We start from the raw sequence: 17,499 nt of genomic DNA on the forward strand, positions 1-17,499 counted from the left end.
ACTTTTCAGTTATTTTTTGAACCATAGCAGCTCATTTCTGAGTTCTAAATCGGATTCAAAATTATTTACAAATAAAGCTCCAGTGCCTAAACCTTGAGGCATTGGATTTTTTTTGGTAAATGTATATTGGGCAATGGCATTCAATCCAATATTGCTTTCCAAAGCTGAAGTGATCCACCAACCGATATTTAGATTTTCTGCCAGGGAAATCCATTCATCCGAACCGGAAAATCCTCCTACCAATGCAGGTTTCAAAATAATATATTGCGGCTGTATTTTTTCTAAAAGTCTTTTCTTTTCTTCAGGATCAATAATACCGATCAGTTCTTCGTCTAATGCAATCGGAGTAGGTGTTTTAGCACATAACTCCGCCATATCATTCCAGTTTCCTGCTTTGATAGGCTGTTCAATAGAATGAATATGAAGGTGTGCAAGCTGCTGCAAAACAATTACCGCTTCCTCTTTACTGAATCCTCCGTTGGCGTCCACACGAAGCTCAAGCTGGTCTTTAGAGAATTTTTCTCTTAATTTCTGGAGAATAATATGTTCAGATTCCCAATCAACCCCGATTTTTAGTTTAATACAATGAAATCCTTTTTCCAGTTTCTCCTGAATCTGTTCTTCCATATACCCTACCGCTCCCATCCAGATCAGACCATTGATGGTAATTGCAGATTTACCTTCAGTAAATTTGCTCGGAAAATATATACTGTCACCATGTTTCAGGTTTTGGACAGCCTGTTCATAACCAAACCAGATGGATGGAAACTCTTTCAGTTCTTCTTTTAGAAAAGATGCATCCTGATTAATATTTTCACAAAGCCATTTCAATTTTTCTTCGTAATCAGGTCTGTCATCAAAACTCAGTCCTCTGAAAATGGCACATTCACCTACTCCTTTCCTTCCGTCTTCTGAAATAGTGAGGATAAAGGTTTCCTTATCAAGCAAAACGCCGCGAGATGTTCCACTCGGGCGTTTGAATTGTAATAAATATTGTAAATAACTTGCTTCCATTATTTTACGCTGTCGATACGCATAAATTCTTCTGCTTTTTCTACCATGTCTATACTTCCACAGAAGAACGGAATTCTCTGGTGAAGTTCTGTAGGTTCTATTTCAAGAATTCTTCTGAATCCGTCAGTTGCTTTTGCTCCAGCCTGTTCTGCAAGGAATGCCATAGGGTTACATTCGTATAATAGTCTTAATTTACCATTTGGAGCCTGTGAGTATGAAGGATAGATATAAATTCCTCCTTTCAGCATATTTCTATGAAAATCTGCTACCAAAGAACCGATATATCTTGAGGTATAAGGACGGTCCCCTTCTTCCATCTGGCAATATTTAAGGTAATTTTTTACTCCCTGAGGAAATTTGATATAATTTCCTTCGTTGATAGAATAGATTTTACCCGTTTTAGGGAAAGTCATGTTAGGATGAGAAAGATAATATGTTCCTAAAGAAGGATCCAACGTAAATCCGTTTACTCCGTTTCCTGTTGTATAAACGATCATTGTAGAAGAACCGTAAATAACATATCCCGCTGCAATCTGATTGATTCCTTTCTGTAAAAAGTCTTCCAGCTGTACAGGAGTTCCAGGTTCAGTAACTCTTCTGTAGATAGAGAAAATAGTTCCTACTGAAACATTTACATCAATATTGGAAGATCCGTCTAAAGGATCAATCAATACTACATATTTACTTAAATGTCCATTTTCGCCACATTTAATATCAATAAAATCATCATTTTCCTCAGACGCAATACCACAAACCACCTCTCTCTGAGACAAAGCCGTAATAAAAATTTCATTCGCAATCACATCCAGTTTCTGCTGTTCTTCACCCTGAATATTCTGGTTTCCGGCAGCTCCTGTAATATCTACAATTCCGGCTTTATTTACTTCTCTGTTTACCACTTTCGAAGCCAATCTTATTGCGCTCAGAAGACGAGAAAATTCACCTGTAGAATATTGAAAATCGTCCTGTTTATCTATAAGAAATTCTCCTAAAGTCTGTAATGGTTGATTTGACATATTTTTCTTTTTACGTTTTGCCCAAATTTCGGAAAATTTATCGCATTAAGAAAATTTAATTAAAAAAGAGCTTACAATCTGTATTTCAATACAATACAAATGAAATTCAGCATAACACAGAGCGGTTATTGAAAATTATGTCTCCGGATTTGTTAGATCAGACACAGGAAAAATTCAAATTATTTCATTAATTGTTGATTTTAAGGAAATCTTAATTCTATCTCCCGGCCGGGCTATTTCATATCTCGTTGTAAATTTATAATTTTGACGTCCGTAAAAAACTCATGTAATTTTTTATCTAACAATTTTATTTTTAACAATTTAATGAAAATTTTCAAGTTTGGTGGAGCATCGGTAAAAGATGCTGACAGTGTAAAAAACGTGTCCATGGTTCTAAAAAGCCAGGGATTTGCCAAATGCTTGCTGGTGATTTCAGCAATGGGCAAGACGACAAACGAGTTGGAAAAAGTTGTTGAACTTTATTTCAAAAAGGATAACTATCAAACTGAGATTGAAAAGATAAAACGAAAACACATTGAGATTGCGGAAGGACTTTTTCCTGAAAATCATGCGGTTTTTGCAGAAATCAATCTCTTTTTTGACGATATTGACTCTTTTTTAAGAAGAAATAAGTCTCCTAACTACAATTTTGTTTACGATCAGGTAGTAAGCTGCGGAGAAATGATTTCTACCAAAATTGTGAGTGAATACCTGAATGAAATTCAATTTACCAATCAATGGCTTGATGCCAGAGATTATGTGAAAACGGATAATTCATACAGAGAAGGTACGGTAGACTGGGTGAGAACTGAAGAATTTATTTCTAATCTGAATCCTGAGATCTGCTATGTAACCCAGGGATTCATTGGTTCTGACGAAAACAATTTTACGGTAACGTTAGGAAGAGAAGGTTCAGACTACTCTGCTGCTATTTTTGCTTATTGCTTAAATGCTGAAGCGATGACAATCTGGAAAGATGTACCGGGAGTAATGACGGGAGATCCTAGAAAGTTCAATGACGTCTCTCTTCTTTCTAACATATCTTATGAAGAAGCGATTGAAATGGCTTATTACGGAGCGAGCGTTATTCACCCGAAAACATTACAGCCATTACAGCAAAAAAGTATTCCTTTTTATGTAAAATCTTTCGTAGATCCTACCAAAGAAGGAACCAAAGTAGGTGCTTCCGACAAAAACCAACAGGAAGAATCTTATATTTTAAAAGAAAATCAGGATCTTCTGAAAATATCAACAAGAGACTTCTCTTTTATTGCAGAAGACCATATGAGCTTAATATTTGGCTATTTATCCAAATATAAGATCAAGGTTTCTCTGATGCAGAATTCTGCAATCTCTCTGGCATTGTGCCTTGAAGATAAATTTAACCATATAGATGAGCTCAACCAGGAGCTTCAAAAAATTTTTAAAACCGAAGCAATTAAAAATGTATCTTTATTCACAGTAAGAAATGCGAAGATGGATCACATTGATAAATTTTACCATGAAAAAAATGTATTATTGGAACAAATTTCCAAGAATACTCTTCAAATGGTAACACAATAATATTAATTGCGACTAAACACACATGAGTTTAATTTCGAAAAACGATCTGATCAAAGCTTCCGGCTTAAGTAAACTTGGGTTCCTCAAGAACCCGGTAGCATCTGCTGTGATGAGCATTGCCAAAATAAACGAAGTAAATAAATTATACGACAAACTAAAAGATAAGGAAGGCAAAGACTTTTTCGACTCATTTGTAAGAGAAAGAAACCTAAGCTATGTAGCTTTTGAAGAAGATCTGGCAAAGATTCCGAAAACGGGACCATTTATTCTGGTTTCCAATCACCCGCTGGGTGCAATTGACGGGATTCTGATGTGCAAAGTCTTATCAGAGGTTCGCCCGGATTTCAAGGTAATGGGAAATTTCCTTTTGGAAAAGATCAAACCTATGGAACCGTATGTAATCGCTGTAAACCCTTTTGAAAACAGAAAAGAAGCTTACAGCAGCTCTTCAGGAATGCGTGAAACACTCAAGCATTTACAAAACGGAGGCTGCGTAGGTATTTTCCCGGCAGGAGAAGTTTCCAACAAGAACAATCCTTACGGAGAAATTTTAGATAAGGAATGGGAAAAAACGGCACTTAAGCTAATCAGAATGGCTAAAGTGCCGGTAGTTCCTATGTATTTCCATGCCAAGAACAGCCGTCTTTTTTATCAGGTGGCTAAGCTTCATCCGAATTTGCAGACTTTGATGCTTCCCGCAGAAATGATGAATGATAGAGAAAAACCTATCAGAATCAGAATCGGGCGCCCTATCACTGTAAAGGCAATGGATGACATGGAAACAATCGAGGAATTGGGTGAGTTTCTGAAGCGTAAGGTTTATATGATGAAATCTTACTATGAAAAGAGAAAATCCCTTGCTCAAAGCATCAATCTTCAGAATTTATCGGTGAAATTTCCTTTGCTGAAGGAAGAAAATATTGTTCAGAATATCATTGATGAAACACCTCTGGAAGACATCATTAAAGATGTTGATAAACTGAGAGGAACAGATAAGATGCTGTTCAGTAACGGGAATTACGAAATCTACTTTACCACTTACGAGGAAATCCCTTCTATTATGAGGGAAATCGGACGTCAGAGAGAGCTTACTTTCCGTGCGGTAGGTGAAGGAAGTAATCTTCCGTTTGACCTTGATGAGTATGATAAGCATTACCATCACCTTTTCCTTTGGGACAATGGTGAGAAAAAACTGGCGGGTGCTTACAGAATGGCATTGGGTAGAGAGGTCATGAAGAAATATGGCATCAAAGGCTTCTATACAAGCTCTTTGTTTGAGTTTGAGCAGGATATTCACCCTTTCTTTAAAAAGGTGATTGAAATGGGCCGTGCTTATATCTGCCAGGAGTATCAGCAGAAACCACTTCCACTCTTCCTTTTATGGAGAGGGATTGTACATGTCTGCCTGAGAAACCCGGATCATAAATTCCTTATGGGAGGTGTGAGTATCTCTAATAAATTCTCGGAATTCTCAAAATCTCTGATGATTGAGTTTATGCGTTCCAATTATTTTGATTCCGCTGTAGCCCAGTATATCACTCCAAGGAATGAATATAAGGTAAAGCTTCGTGACAGGGATAAAAATATTTTCTTTGAGGAAATGGAGTCTGATCTTAATAAACTGGACAAAATCATTGATGATCTTGAACCTGAATTGAGACTGCCTGTTCTGATCAAAAAATACATCAAGCAAAATGCTAAAGTAATTGCTTTCAATGTTGATCCAAACTTCAATGATGCGATAGACGGATTGATGTATATCCGAATTAGTGATCTTCCGGAAAACACAATCAAACCGGTATTGGAAGAGATGAGCGAGCAGATAAGAAAGGAGCAGGAAAATAATCCGGCTGATAATCAGTAAGTTTTTAACTTTATTCAAAAAAAGCACGATGAATACTTGCTTTGTATACCAAAACTTACTACTTTTGCATCACTTTAAAACAACGAAGTAATAAACAAAAACATAAATGGTTTCTTAGCTCAGTTGGTAGAGCAATGGATTGAAAATCCATGTGTCCCTGGTTCGATTCCTGGAGAAACCACTTGAAAACCTCTAATTCAGTTTAGAGGTTTTTTTGTTTTTATATACTTCCCTTTTCCTCCCAGTAGTTTCTTCTTTAATTTTGAAAAACGAATACTTACCTTAATGTGCTTTTAGATAAAAATCTGTTAAAAAAAATAAAAATTAATCAAAAAGATGGGAATTAATTTTTTATTTGATCGCTAAAACTTAATTTAGTATTGTAAACCAAATTACAAATACTATTATGAGAATAAAATTATTAACCGATACTTTTCTGGGTATCGCTTTGCTTGTTTTTCAATCCTGTGCAGAAACGCCTATGGTAACAGAGGACACTGCTGCTGCACAAAAAAATGGCTCATCTTTAAAGAACGCATCATCCTTCAATGTACCTGTTGCCGGGAATTCTTTTTTTACAGTAAAACCTTCGGGAGCCAGCGAAGTGATTACTTCTACTAATTTAGGTAACTGGACAAACTCTGCCACTGTTATCAGCACATATTTCAGAGTGAGCAATACAGGAACATTAAACATAGGATTAAAAGCTTCTGTTCCTTCAGGTACAAGTGTTGTAAAAGTAACTGTGGGCAGCACATCCAAAAATATTACTTTAACGGGATCGGCTTATACAGATTATACTGTTGGAGATTTTACCGTTTCTACTCCGGGTTACGTAAAAGTTGATCTTCAGGGTGTTTCTAAAACCGGTGGATACTTCGCAGATGTTACGGATGTTACCTTCAGCGGCGCAGCCTCTACAGGAACCAATATTTACAGCAATGATCCTTCATATTATTATTGGGCACGCAGAGGGCCTTCCTGTCATCTAAACTACGTCATTCCAACTACTGATAATGTCAGCTATTATTACAACGAGGTGACAGTTCCTGCGGGAGAAGATAAAATTGGTTCTTATTTTATGGCCAATGGCTTTAGCGCAGGCTATTTTGGAATGCAGGTGAATTCTGCCACAGAAAGAAGAATTTTATTCTCAGTATGGAGTCCATTTGAGACGGATGATCCCAATAATATTCCTCCTGATCATAAAATTGTTCTCAACAGAGCAGGTACAGGGGTAACAATTGGAGAATTTGGTAATGAGGGTTCTGGTGGACAAAGTTATTACAAGTATAACTGGAGTGCAGGGCAAACTTATAAATTTCTACTGAAAGGTGAACCGGACGGAACCGGGAAAACAGATTTCACCGCCTGGTTCTTATCACCTGATATGACAACATGGAAACTGATCGCCAGCTGGAAGCGACCTCAGACCAGTACTTATCTTAAAAGCTTCTATAGCTTTGTTGAAAATTTCAATCCTGAAAATGGATATCAGGGCAGAAAAGCAGAATTTAAAAATCAGTGGATTAGAACTTCAAACGGCAGCTGGATCGCTATTTCCGGAGCAAAGTTTAGTGTAGACAACACCTATAACGCAAAACAAAGAATAGATGCAATGGGAGGAACAAGCGGTAATGCCTTCTATTTACAAAATGGAGGATTCTTTAATACAACTGTTGCTCCGGGCTCACAGTTTTCTGTTACAGCACCTACGCAAGCTCCTAATATTGATTTTTCAACGCTTCCTTAAAATTATGACTTAAAAATAAAAGCCAGTTCTCATCAAGTAACTGGCTTTTTTTATTATAATTTTCCGACTTTCTTTCTTAAATGAGAATAGATGCTTATTAAGAGTACAATTATTCTGACTGTATTCTCAATACTATTTTTTAGGATGCTGTTTTCTCCATTCTGTTATATTCATAGGCTGATTATCCGGGCCACATGTTCCATTGTACTCACATTCTTCTACGAAATATTCGTCATAGTCTGCATTATCCCACCATTCTTTAAATTTTGGAAGATTGAAATAATTGTTCTTCTGTAAAATATCTCTAGAGCTATCTCCCAAAAAGAAACGCAATCTACCCATCATTTTTGTTCCATCGTTATAAGAAGGATTGTATTTATATTGCTCTGCAAAATAAGTCAGATTAGCCATTATTTTTACTTTCTCAGTTTCTGTCAAAACTTTTGATTCAGGATTATCATTATTCTCCAGATATTCTAAATAGGATTTAATATTATCCAGAATAAATCTGCTTTCAGAAGAATCATTAGGTAGATACAGTTTTTGCAATACTTTAAAGGTATTGGCATGAAGCCTCAAACTTCCGTCACAGTCTTTTATCCAGAATAGTTTACCATAATCCGAAGGATCTTTTTTATCAAATTTTGATCTTTCAACAACCCATCTCAACAAATCAGCATCTTGTGTATAACCAAATGTTTTTACTAAAGCATCCATAAAATACGAATCATTAAGAGTAAGCCATTTGTATTGAGCTTTATTATCATTAAACAGATAGAGGTTGCGTGCAATTAATGTTTGTACATTTTTTTTTCTCTGCTCCTTCAGATTGGAAGTATCTTTCCATAAATATTTCTTAACTTCATTTCCGTTTGCATCTTTATAGTTTTTTGAAGCAGCATTTTCTTCCTGAGCTGCTTCAGTATATGTTTTCTGATAATCAATAATTCCAGGCAAGGGATAAAGATCGGTAATAAAATTTTGGTTTTTAACCACGAATACTCCATTATTCTCTGCATTATTTGGAGTGTAATTTAATTCCTTATCACACTTATCAATCAAGTTCATGTGCAGAAATTTACTGGTTGAGTTTTTATCAATAATCCGGTTAAATATCTGCTTTATCTTGTTATTAAATTCTTCATTGCTGACGGTTTTATAACCATTATCCAAGAGCAATTGGCTTAATATAGGAGCTGTTACTTCCAAATCTTTTTCAGAATACTGGTATGGATTATCAAAAGAAGGTTTTCCATATTCTAATTGTTTTTTTAGCATAGTATTAACATCTTGATTAAACTGCAAACCTGCCGAACTTTCTTTAACATCAATCGCATTAACATTATGATTATCGCTTTTTTTATCCTGGCATGACACCAGAACTGAAGAGATAATAAGCAAACTCATTAAAACTCTATATTTCATTTTCTTTTTTTATTTTAAAGTTCAGATCCTTTTGCACCAGGATTTCCTTTATATTCCGGCAAATTATAATCTGCGTCTGTAATTTCGTAATTTGTTGGAACTACATAGGCATAATAATCAGAAATATCATAAGATACACAATATAACTTTTGTGATTGATTTCCTCCTAATATAACAACTTTATCTCCTTTCTTTCCAGCAACAAAACCTACGTGCCCTCCTCCTGTTCTTGTTTTCACGGCAATTGCACCGTAAACAGGTTTTTTCAGGTCTTTTCCTTCTGCCCATGTTGCCCATTTTAATGCTCTCACAGCATCATATCCTTTATCAGTTGTAACTCCTTCGTAACCGTAATGTTTCATAATCCAGTTGACAAAAGCCGCACACCATGCTATATTCGTTTCATTTTTTGTACCATTTTTCATATCATTTTCATAAGGAGTCCCATCAAAAAACTTTTGAATTTCTTCATTGGTTCCGGTTTCTACCAGATTCTTCGCTTCTTCTTTCCAAACTAGGGCCATCCATGGCGCTCTTCCTTCAAGGTTTGGCATTGCCACTGCTTCCCCATCGCAAACTTTCTTATCGTATTTAAACCATGTTTTTAATTTCCCTAAAGCTTTTTTACGACCTTCCCATCCTATTGGCGGCTTTTCTAATCTATGTTCAGGAGAATATCCATTTAAAATTTTTCCTTGTAAGAAAAAATACTTCTCCTCTTCTTCTTCCATCAAAATTCCAAGTTCGGTAAGACTTTTTCCTAATCCTTTACTAAAGTATGTGCGTTTCCATGCTAGAGTTTCTGTCAATTCTTTAGAATATGTTTTTTTAGGATTAAGCTCCCATAAAGGAACTTTTTTAAAATTAAAAATCCAACCTCCTACATCAACGGCATTATGAAGATTTTTGGAAATAAGATCAGCATTATCATCTAAAAATTTATTTTCATCAGCATATTTATCTTTTCCATAATTTTTATAAGGACCGGGATTATTATAATATCCTGTTCCATCATCAGTTCCGGTAATCTGAAGTATCCCTCTCCCTTTATATTTACTTACACTTGACAAATGCTTGCTTTCTTCTTCTTTACTCTGTACAAAAAAACCAGTTTCCTCAGATACATTCGCCAGAAATGACATCTTCTGCATACATCGATTAATACCATTGCTTGCAAACATAGCATTAACCTCAGCCGTTAAACTCTTAATAGTTTTATCGGTAATATCACAGCTTTCTTTTATACCCTTCCAAATTTCTGTACCTCCCGTCATTGTTTTAATGAGGTCTTCCATTTCTTTATCTGTAAAACCACGATTGCAATAGCATGTTTTCTGCTTTCTTACTTCCGCCATTTCCACCACTACCGGCACAACATCATTATCAATAGCTTCAGGAGTTTCTTTCTGAGAAACTTTCAGACAACCACTTTCGTAGAAAATAAATTGTTTTCTTAGTTCCAACATTTCCTGTTGGGTAAATGCCGTTCCATCTTTCTTTTTCGCATGAATTCCCAGCTTTTCCATATCCTCCGTTCTGACCAGATCTGCAGGAAGTGTGTTATTAATCGTAAACTGGCTTTTTTCTATTTTCCAGACTTTCTTTTTAGGGTCGGCGGGGTCTTGCACTTGCCGGGAAACCTGAGCTATATAGTAATCAAAGTTTTTTGGTGGATTTTTCCATTCTTCTTTGGCTGTGAAAGAAACTTCGAGCAGACCGTCTTTTCCTGTTTTTTCTTCGTTGTAGCTTTGTTTACTTTCGTGGGTATAGGTTATACGGTCTTTTTCGTTTAATCCTTCTTTAGGAATCTCCTTTAAAACATCAATCTTCAGAACTTCTTCTGTCATATTGACGGTATGTACCCAAAGTTTATGAGTTTTACCATAGAAGGTCTGCTCCCGCTGAATATCTTTACCGTTTTCTGTGGAGAACATGATGGAGACAATTTTCTGTTCGGAAGTCATCACCAGTTCTTCATTGGAATCCAGAACTTCCAGATAGGTAGTCGTATTGTCTATAACTACGGGACGTGTTCCCAAAATGGTAATATTGCCCGGAAGAACAATATCTGCAGATGAGCTTGCCTGAAGCTCTACGGTAAATACCAGGCGGTAAGATGGATTAGGATTTTCCGTCGTTTTTGGAATAGCTGCCACCAGTTTTTTCTTATAATCATCATTGGTGGTAATAAGGAAGGAAGCCTTACCCACATTGTTAAGGGTAACAGTTTTTTCTTCCAGCATGTATTTGTCTTTCTCTTTGTAGAAGTCATCTCCTTCACCCTTTACCCATACTTTTACTTTTAAAGCCTGGTTCTGAAGACCATCAATTTCAAGAAAGCCATACGTTTCCTCTCCAAAACCGGTTTCCGTACGTTTCACTCCTGTTCCATAGGCCCAAAGCGCTCTTTTTACGGTAGGTTCTGAGACTTTTACTTTCGCTTCAATTTTCTTCCCGTCGGTATAATCTCCGGTTAAATAGGCCGAAATAGTATATTCTCCCAGATCATTAAATGTAATGGTTCCGTCCCCGTTATTAGTCACTTTATCCGGAACTTCTATCTTGATGGCTTCATTGCCTGCCAGTGTTGCAATTCTTGCCGTGGCTGTATATTTTATTTTGGTTCCTTTTGGAATATTGGTGGCGGGAAGGGTAAATTTATCTATTACATTTTGAATCACCTCAAAATTAAAACAATCTGATCCTGAAAATCCAGGTTGCTTTCCTTCTCCAATCGGACTGGCATAGGCTTCCAGTATATATTTTCCGAAATACTGATCACTGCCCAGTTTTGCATCATTATACAGCAATTCAGCTACTTTTTTACTGATGACACCTGTCTTGAAAGAAGGTGAGTTCTCAAATAAAGCCACTCTGCCAATTCCTTCTTTTTTAAGATACCAATATACTGAGGTCCCGGAAGGCATATAATTGACATTGAATTTGGAAGCCTGTACTTTGATGCTATCACTGAATCTTACTAAACCCGGCTCTCCTTTCACTCCCATTACCCCGAGGCTGTTTTCTATTTTAACTTCTATAGACTGCGGTTTTGGATCGGTGGGGTCTGTAAATGCTTCTACCGTATATTTCCCTTCATTTTTAAAAGTTAAAAATATACGATCTCCAATCCCTGTTACATCCACAAGATGAGGAGAAGAGACTTCTGAATAACTGCTATAAAGTACTGTAGTTCCTTGTTTTACGGTCCATTGAACGCTATTCACAGGCATAAAGAAGCCTCGGTTCAGTATTTTTGCCTGGTCGGTTGAACTGCTGAGTTTACGTTCAATAGATACAGGTAGAGGAATTTTAATTAAGGTCGAAGATCCCGGGCTGACAATTTTTTTGACAAAATCCTGAACGACTTCTATATTGATAGAGCATTTAGCATCACCAGCCTTTTTACCATATGCTTCGAGCCTGTACTTCCCTTCTGCAAGACTGTCAAATATTTTACTCATAGATTGGCTGAAATTGCTTCCCAATCCGATAAATGTCTTTATTTTATCTTTAGTTCCTTCTCCCTTGAAAAGAGCCCAGATAATTTTCTTCTCATCTCCTTTAAATTGAGCTTTCAAATCAAGGTTATCACCACCAAAAGGGTTTGTAATGGGAAATAATGGGCCGTTCATCCCTTTGATATAGTAATAATTTTCGGTAAGCTTATCTGCCGGTATAGGTCTTATCATCGAGATTGATGATACGGATATGCTCGCTTCAGACGCAGCAGATGAAGGCCATTGTGGTGATGTATTAGCTACGGAAAATTCATCTGCTTCTTTGACTTCAATCTGGGACACGTTATTAGCCTGCCCGGTAGTCGCAAAAGCAATGGTTCCGGGAACGCCATATCCAGGACAATTTCCGGTAGATGCATCCAACAGTATTTTCATACTTTTGTTGAATTCTACGTTTTCATAATAGTCTTTATATTTAATGCTGCATTTGCCTTTACAAGGATAGGTTTTTCCATCTGAGCCTTTACAGTTTCCAAATCCGTTGCCTCCTCCAAAGCTGTCGGCTTTATCATCAAGGTAAGTTGCTACAGGTTTATTCTGTGCAAAATATTTGTTTTTGCCCAGTTTTTTTTTCTGGCTTTTCACTTCCATCGGAACGGCGGTTCCATTGGAATTGTTGGTTACAGAGCTGCTGCAGTACGCAGTGGCTCCTTCTATAATGATGTATCCTTTATCCGCCATGTCATTTGTTCATAAAGATTAAGTCATTGTGATCGTTTCCCGGTATACTGTTTTTTCTCCATCTGACAATATAAAGCCAGCTTTCTTTTTGGAATACTGTTTTTTACGGGAGTTGTATTCCATTTCTATGCTTAATTTCACCTGATAATGTCCCGCCTGATACAGGTATTTCTTATCTAATTCCTCTTGTATGTTGTTTGGAACTTTGATTTCGGAGGTAAAAAATGCATTAAAACCATAGTCTCTCTGTTCTGCATTGATAACTCCAGAACATTCTACATCGCCAATTCCTTTGATATTCCACACAATGGATTCTGGGCTTTCTCTTCCGTTATCCACATAATAAGGAGCGAATAACAGCAGATTCCAGAAGGGGTCTTTAAGTTTGTTTTTATAAAAACCAGCTTCATCTTCAAACGCGGACAGGTATTGGTTTGTGAAGACTTCAGCATTCTGGTATTTTTCCTGAAGTGCTGCCGTTTTAAGTTTCCAGTTTTCTATATTTTTCTGATGGTCTGCTGCGCCCAGAAAGCTTCCTTTTTCATCTACTTTTATTTCCAGCGGATAAGAGCTCTGTTCCAGGATATACAGAATTTCCATAAATTTATTTTCAGATGGAAAAGAGGAATCATCTACCTTCTCTATCAGCCAGTTTTTTGTATGATCTTCATTCTCTTTCTCCTGCAGCGTAATTCTAAAAGATGAATAAAACCCTTTTACTTCTCCAAATTGTATTTCAAGAGCATTTTCCACGTAATAATCGTGGGTTCCTGAAGTATATTTCTGAAAAGGTTTTACTCTTGTTTCTATCATATATTTAGAGTTATTTAATAGAAGAAAGCGGATTATTCTGCACAATTTTTATCTGATACAATCTCTTCAGGCAAGTTGTAGAGGTATATTTTTTCTACTGTACCGTGCCCGCATTTACTTACCAGATAATTGGCTATATAATCTTGCCGGTAATGAGATATTTCTTCACCCAGCAATTCACCTGCGCTTTCTTTGTTCGTTATAAAATATGAGGTATTATCCGTTTTTCTATAAAAAACAAAGTTGAGCGACGATATTTCGGGTTTTGTAAGAGACTTATTGCTTTTCAATCTGTTTTCTACGTACGTTATAATATCTTTCTTCAGTATACTTTCGTTAGGTTCCGGATTATCTATGAGAATATAGTATGAAATTTTAACAGCATTCTTATAATAAGCATTGATAAAAGTCATATGTTCAAGTGGAATAAAATCATTCTTTTTCCTATCACAGCTCATGGCTATCAAGAGAAAATATATAATGGCAATAATTCTTATAGATTGTAAGTACTTCATTTTTATATGTATAATAATCCCTGTAAATTGTAATGGTTATTCGTTCTTAATATTCTCCGGGCCTTCTCCTTCCCATATTGCGAAGATGATCTTCTCTTTCTTTTTGTGCTCTCCTTTTACTTTGTCGTTCAGCTTTGCCAATTGTAATACTTTCTTTAAAAGTCTTCTCAAATTCAACTTTAGTGATAAAAGGTTTGTACCCTCTGATATGTTGCAGAATAAACCAATATCTGAAACCAAGCAGATAGTAATATTTCTTTTCTATATCCGGCATATCCAATCCAAAGTGATCATATAGAACAACTTTATATGTAGCATCGTAAGTGCCATTACCTGATTTATTGAATTTTGTAAGCTGTACCTCATAGGCCCAGGTATCGTTCATACAGATGGTAAGACCTCCCATGAAGGTGTCCTTCATTGTTGAAAACTGCGGATGTCCCCATCCTCTTTTTCCAAACTTTCCGATCTCATCATCTGTAAAATGGATTTCATCGTCTTCAATAGATGCAACACTTCCATAGTTTTTCTTAATTCTGTCAGCAATTTCATCTTCCATGCTTAAGCAGAATCTTTGGTTTGAAGGATGCTGCAATACATGTTTTGTAAGCACAGGGTTTGTATATTCACCGCCTTCGCTTCGTTTAAATTTTTCAATCATATCAAAAGCGACGGTTTCCAGTTCTCCAACTGAAAAAAGCGTTCCTACCATAAGCTTAAACCCGGCCCATAATTCTTCATCGGTCTTATCTCTTATCTCCGACTTGATCCAAACTCCTTTACTTTCTACATCCTGAAGGGTATATCTTGAAGGGTATTGATTGGAAACACCCAAACCATAGCACATATCATCCGCCATATTCACTCCTTTCCTGTCTTTTCCTTTAATTTTAAATCTGTCAATGTAAAGAGGTAATGGATTGGTTATTTTGACTTCCACACTCACCTTGTCAATTGGAGTTTTAAAATAAGCATAAACCCGCATATCATAACAGGGAAGTTTCACCTGTATCGTTTCCGTATTTCCGGTGATTGAAGAATAATCGAAAAAGAAAGGGATAGAAATTCCATTGATTTTCTCCTGCCATTGAAGCTTTTTATACTCGCTTTTCGTTGCAGATCTGTTAAAGGTCGCTTTGAACCAGTATTTTACTCCTTCTTTAGGTTTGTCAATTTTCCCTCCGTTATCATCTAAGGGGCCTTCTACCTTTACAACCAGTAATGTATTATCTTTTTTCGCCTGATATTCATCAAATTTCTTCCCTCCTTTTTTCCCATAAAAGGTGTTTTCCTTAGGGGATTTAAAATCCAAGGTACCCTTGGAAGCATCTTTCATAATATGTTCAGCTTCCTTGTAGGACTTCCCAAAGACATTTCTTACGATATTTCCGCCTTCGCTCGCCATATTACTGCATTTTTACCTGTTTACCACTGTTGATAAGCACTTCTTTGGCACTTTCTACATTGATGGCATCTTTTGTACTGATGTAAGAGCCAGCTTCCATATTTTCTGTAATATTTTTAGCCCTTGAGCTTCTTCCAACTTCCGCAGTTTCAATAATATTACTTGCTGTCAGATTATAATCATCATTAGCGGTTTCCGTGATATCTTCTCCGGCCATAATATTGACATTTCTCTGTGCAGAAGCAATAATATTTTTACCTGCATTGATCTGTACGTTTTCTCCGGCTGTAAAGGTTATATTTTTGGGAGCATTCACTATAATATTGCCTTTTCCGTCCATTAAATAAGTATTTCCACTTGGATCTTCAATGAAAATACTTCCTTCCTGATCGTTAAAGATCACTTTATTACCACTCCTTGTCTGAATAGATTTAAGATGGTTATTGATACTTCCTCCCAATGCAACCTGCCCATGAAACATCCCTCCCATCGCAAACGGAAAGTCTGGGTGGTGGTATTCAAATCCTACCATTACCTGATCTCCTACTTCCGGTATTGCTACAAAACCTCTGTTTTGAGTAACAACATCTGTACCTCCTGCATCCGGACTCATCATTCTGATAAAATGGGTAGTATCGGGATTTTTCTGCCAGTCAAATCTCACCTGTATTCTTCCCTGATTAAGAGGATCAGTATTGGAAATAACGGTGGCAACCTGCGGTTCAGCCTTAGGTTGTATGAATTCAGGTTTTGGCATAAAGCCTGTCCCTTCAGCAATTGCTTCAAAGCTTCCCGTGTAATATCCCCGGGCATTTACTTCATGAGAAACTTCGGTAATCGTAAGTTTTGTAAAATAAGAAGTCTGGCTGGTATCCGGCTTTCTCATTTCTATATCAGCAAGACAACCCGGATATAAAAATGGAACAGTTGTATTTCCTGAAACAGTAAATACCTCCACGGCAGCACTTCCGGCAGCACTTTTCTGAGAATCGCTTACATCCACAAACATATTGGCATTGATGGGCGCCGGTGAGAGTGAACGGGTTTTAAAGATATTGCTGTTCAGCTCATATGCTTTGGATGGAATTTCTCCCAGATGCCTGATATTATTTTCAGAGCCTTCCATTTTAGTATGGCTGCTGCTGTTATATCCAAAAAACTGAGGGTTGGTATGTACAGCATTCAGTTCTACCTGAACATCGCTTGCATTGCTTCCGTATACGAGGCGTATCGGTTTTTCTGAGGGGGGAAGTTTTCCGAAATGAAGTATTTCACCATCATAATAAAACTGTTCTCCATATGCTTCTGCAGTTCTTGCAAGATAATTGTAATGGGTTTCGTTATATTGTGCACTATAATTGATATAGCTTTTATTCTGAGTATCTACCCTGAAATCAAATTTCTCTGACCCCAGTGCTTCTTTACATATTTTATTGGCAATGATACCGGTATTAACAGCCTGATCTCCTCCAAAACTCTGGGTATGGGGAGCAGCATCCATAAGAATAGTAGGGCTATAACCTCTCAGTACAATATTTCCCAAACTCATTTTTTCCTGGCTGAACGCGGCTTTGGTAATAACCCCTACAAAAGTTCTTTCAGGGCTTTCACTTTCGTAATCTTTGTATTTAAAGACAATAGTAATTCTTTTCCCTAAAAACTGGCGTGCTTGTTCCAGGGTGTGGTTTTGGGCTTCTCCAAGAGAATCATGGGCCAGAATAAGTTCGAAATTGTGATGCCTTCTTGCACTTTGCTGTAAACGGAAATGCTTGAAGTGCTTGATAATTTTGCCTTCAATCACAATATCCAGCTTTACCACACGGTTGATTCCAGGAATATGATTCTCAGAAATCTTATCAGAATTCGAGGCATTTTTATTCATAGTGATTAGGTGTTTTTTTCAGAACTTTTTATTTTTAAAATAAACAG

The 17,499-nt window shown here is 36.8% G+C and carries 11 protein-coding genes and 1 tRNA gene; 4 read left to right on the forward strand and 8 right to left on the reverse strand.

Annotated features, from left to right (window positions below; genetic code table 11):
- Positions 1–9: 9 nt before the first annotated feature.
- Positions 10–1,014, reverse strand: a complete 1,005-nt coding sequence (locus DYR29_RS09415; protein ID WP_213280266.1) for an o-succinylbenzoate synthase — start codon at positions 1,012–1,014, stop codon at positions 10–12.
- Positions 1,014–2,030, reverse strand: coding sequence for a class 1 fructose-bisphosphatase (gene fbp, locus DYR29_RS09420; RefSeq protein ID WP_213280267.1), 1,017 nt, complete (start codon positions 2,028–2,030; stop codon positions 1,014–1,016). The genes DYR29_RS09415 and fbp overlap by 1 nt, the downstream gene beginning before the upstream one ends.
- Positions 2,031–2,354: 324 nt before the next feature.
- Between fbp and DYR29_RS09425 the strand changes: the two genes are divergently transcribed.
- From DYR29_RS09425 to DYR29_RS09440, 4 genes are all read left to right on the forward strand, one after another.
- Positions 2,355–3,593, forward strand: a complete 1,239-nt coding sequence (locus tag DYR29_RS09425) for an aspartate kinase (RefSeq protein ID WP_213280268.1) — start codon at positions 2,355–2,357, stop codon at positions 3,591–3,593.
- A gap of 22 nt (positions 3,594–3,615) precedes the next feature.
- Positions 3,616–5,457, forward strand: a complete 1,842-nt coding sequence (locus DYR29_RS09430) for a lysophospholipid acyltransferase family protein (protein WP_047421074.1) — start codon at positions 3,616–3,618, stop codon at positions 5,455–5,457.
- A 108-nt stretch (positions 5,458–5,565) separates the two neighbouring features.
- Positions 5,566–5,638: transfer RNA gene (locus DYR29_RS09435), tRNA-Phe, on the forward strand.
- Positions 5,639–5,863: 225 nt separating this feature from the next.
- Positions 5,864–7,210 (forward strand): DUF3472 domain-containing protein, encoded by a 1,347-nt coding sequence (locus tag DYR29_RS09440; protein ID WP_213280269.1) that lies wholly within the window; start codon positions 5,864–5,866, stop codon positions 7,208–7,210.
- Between the two features lie 132 nt (positions 7,211–7,342).
- On the opposite strand, the gene DYR29_RS22835 is transcribed toward DYR29_RS09440, so the two are convergent.
- The 6 genes from DYR29_RS22835 to DYR29_RS09470 are packed head-to-tail and all read right to left on the reverse strand — an operon-like array spanning position 7,343 to position 17,452.
- Entirely contained in the window at positions 7,343–8,635 is a 1,293-nt protein-coding gene (locus tag DYR29_RS22835) for a hypothetical protein (protein WP_249413661.1), read from the reverse strand.
- A gap of 14 nt (positions 8,636–8,649) precedes the next feature.
- Positions 8,650–12,837 (reverse strand): TIGR02594 family protein, encoded by a 4,188-nt coding sequence (locus DYR29_RS09450; RefSeq protein ID WP_213280270.1) that lies wholly within the window; start codon positions 12,835–12,837, stop codon positions 8,650–8,652.
- 18 nt (positions 12,838–12,855) lie between these two features.
- A complete protein-coding gene (locus DYR29_RS09455) occupies positions 12,856–13,650 on the reverse strand; it encodes a hypothetical protein (RefSeq protein ID WP_213280271.1) in 795 nt (264 codons plus the stop codon).
- A 32-nt stretch (positions 13,651–13,682) separates the two neighbouring features.
- The gene (locus DYR29_RS09460) at positions 13,683–14,165 is read right to left on the reverse strand and encodes a hypothetical protein (RefSeq protein ID WP_213280272.1); all 483 of its coding nucleotides are present in this window, start codon (positions 14,163–14,165) and stop codon (positions 13,683–13,685) included.
- Positions 14,166–14,211: 46 nt separating this feature from the next.
- Positions 14,212–15,570, reverse strand: a complete 1,359-nt coding sequence (locus tag DYR29_RS09465) for a DUF3289 family protein (protein ID WP_213280273.1) — start codon at positions 15,568–15,570, stop codon at positions 14,212–14,214.
- A gap of 1 nt (position 15,571) precedes the next feature.
- A complete protein-coding gene (locus tag DYR29_RS09470; RefSeq protein ID WP_213280274.1) occupies positions 15,572–17,452 on the reverse strand; it encodes a type VI secretion system Vgr family protein in 1,881 nt (626 codons plus the stop codon).
- Between the last annotated feature and the right edge of the window lie 47 nt (positions 17,453–17,499).

The organism is Chryseobacterium indologenes (assembly GCF_018362995.1).
Taxonomy (GTDB): Bacteria; Bacteroidota; Bacteroidia; order Flavobacteriales; family Weeksellaceae; genus Chryseobacterium; species Chryseobacterium indologenes_G.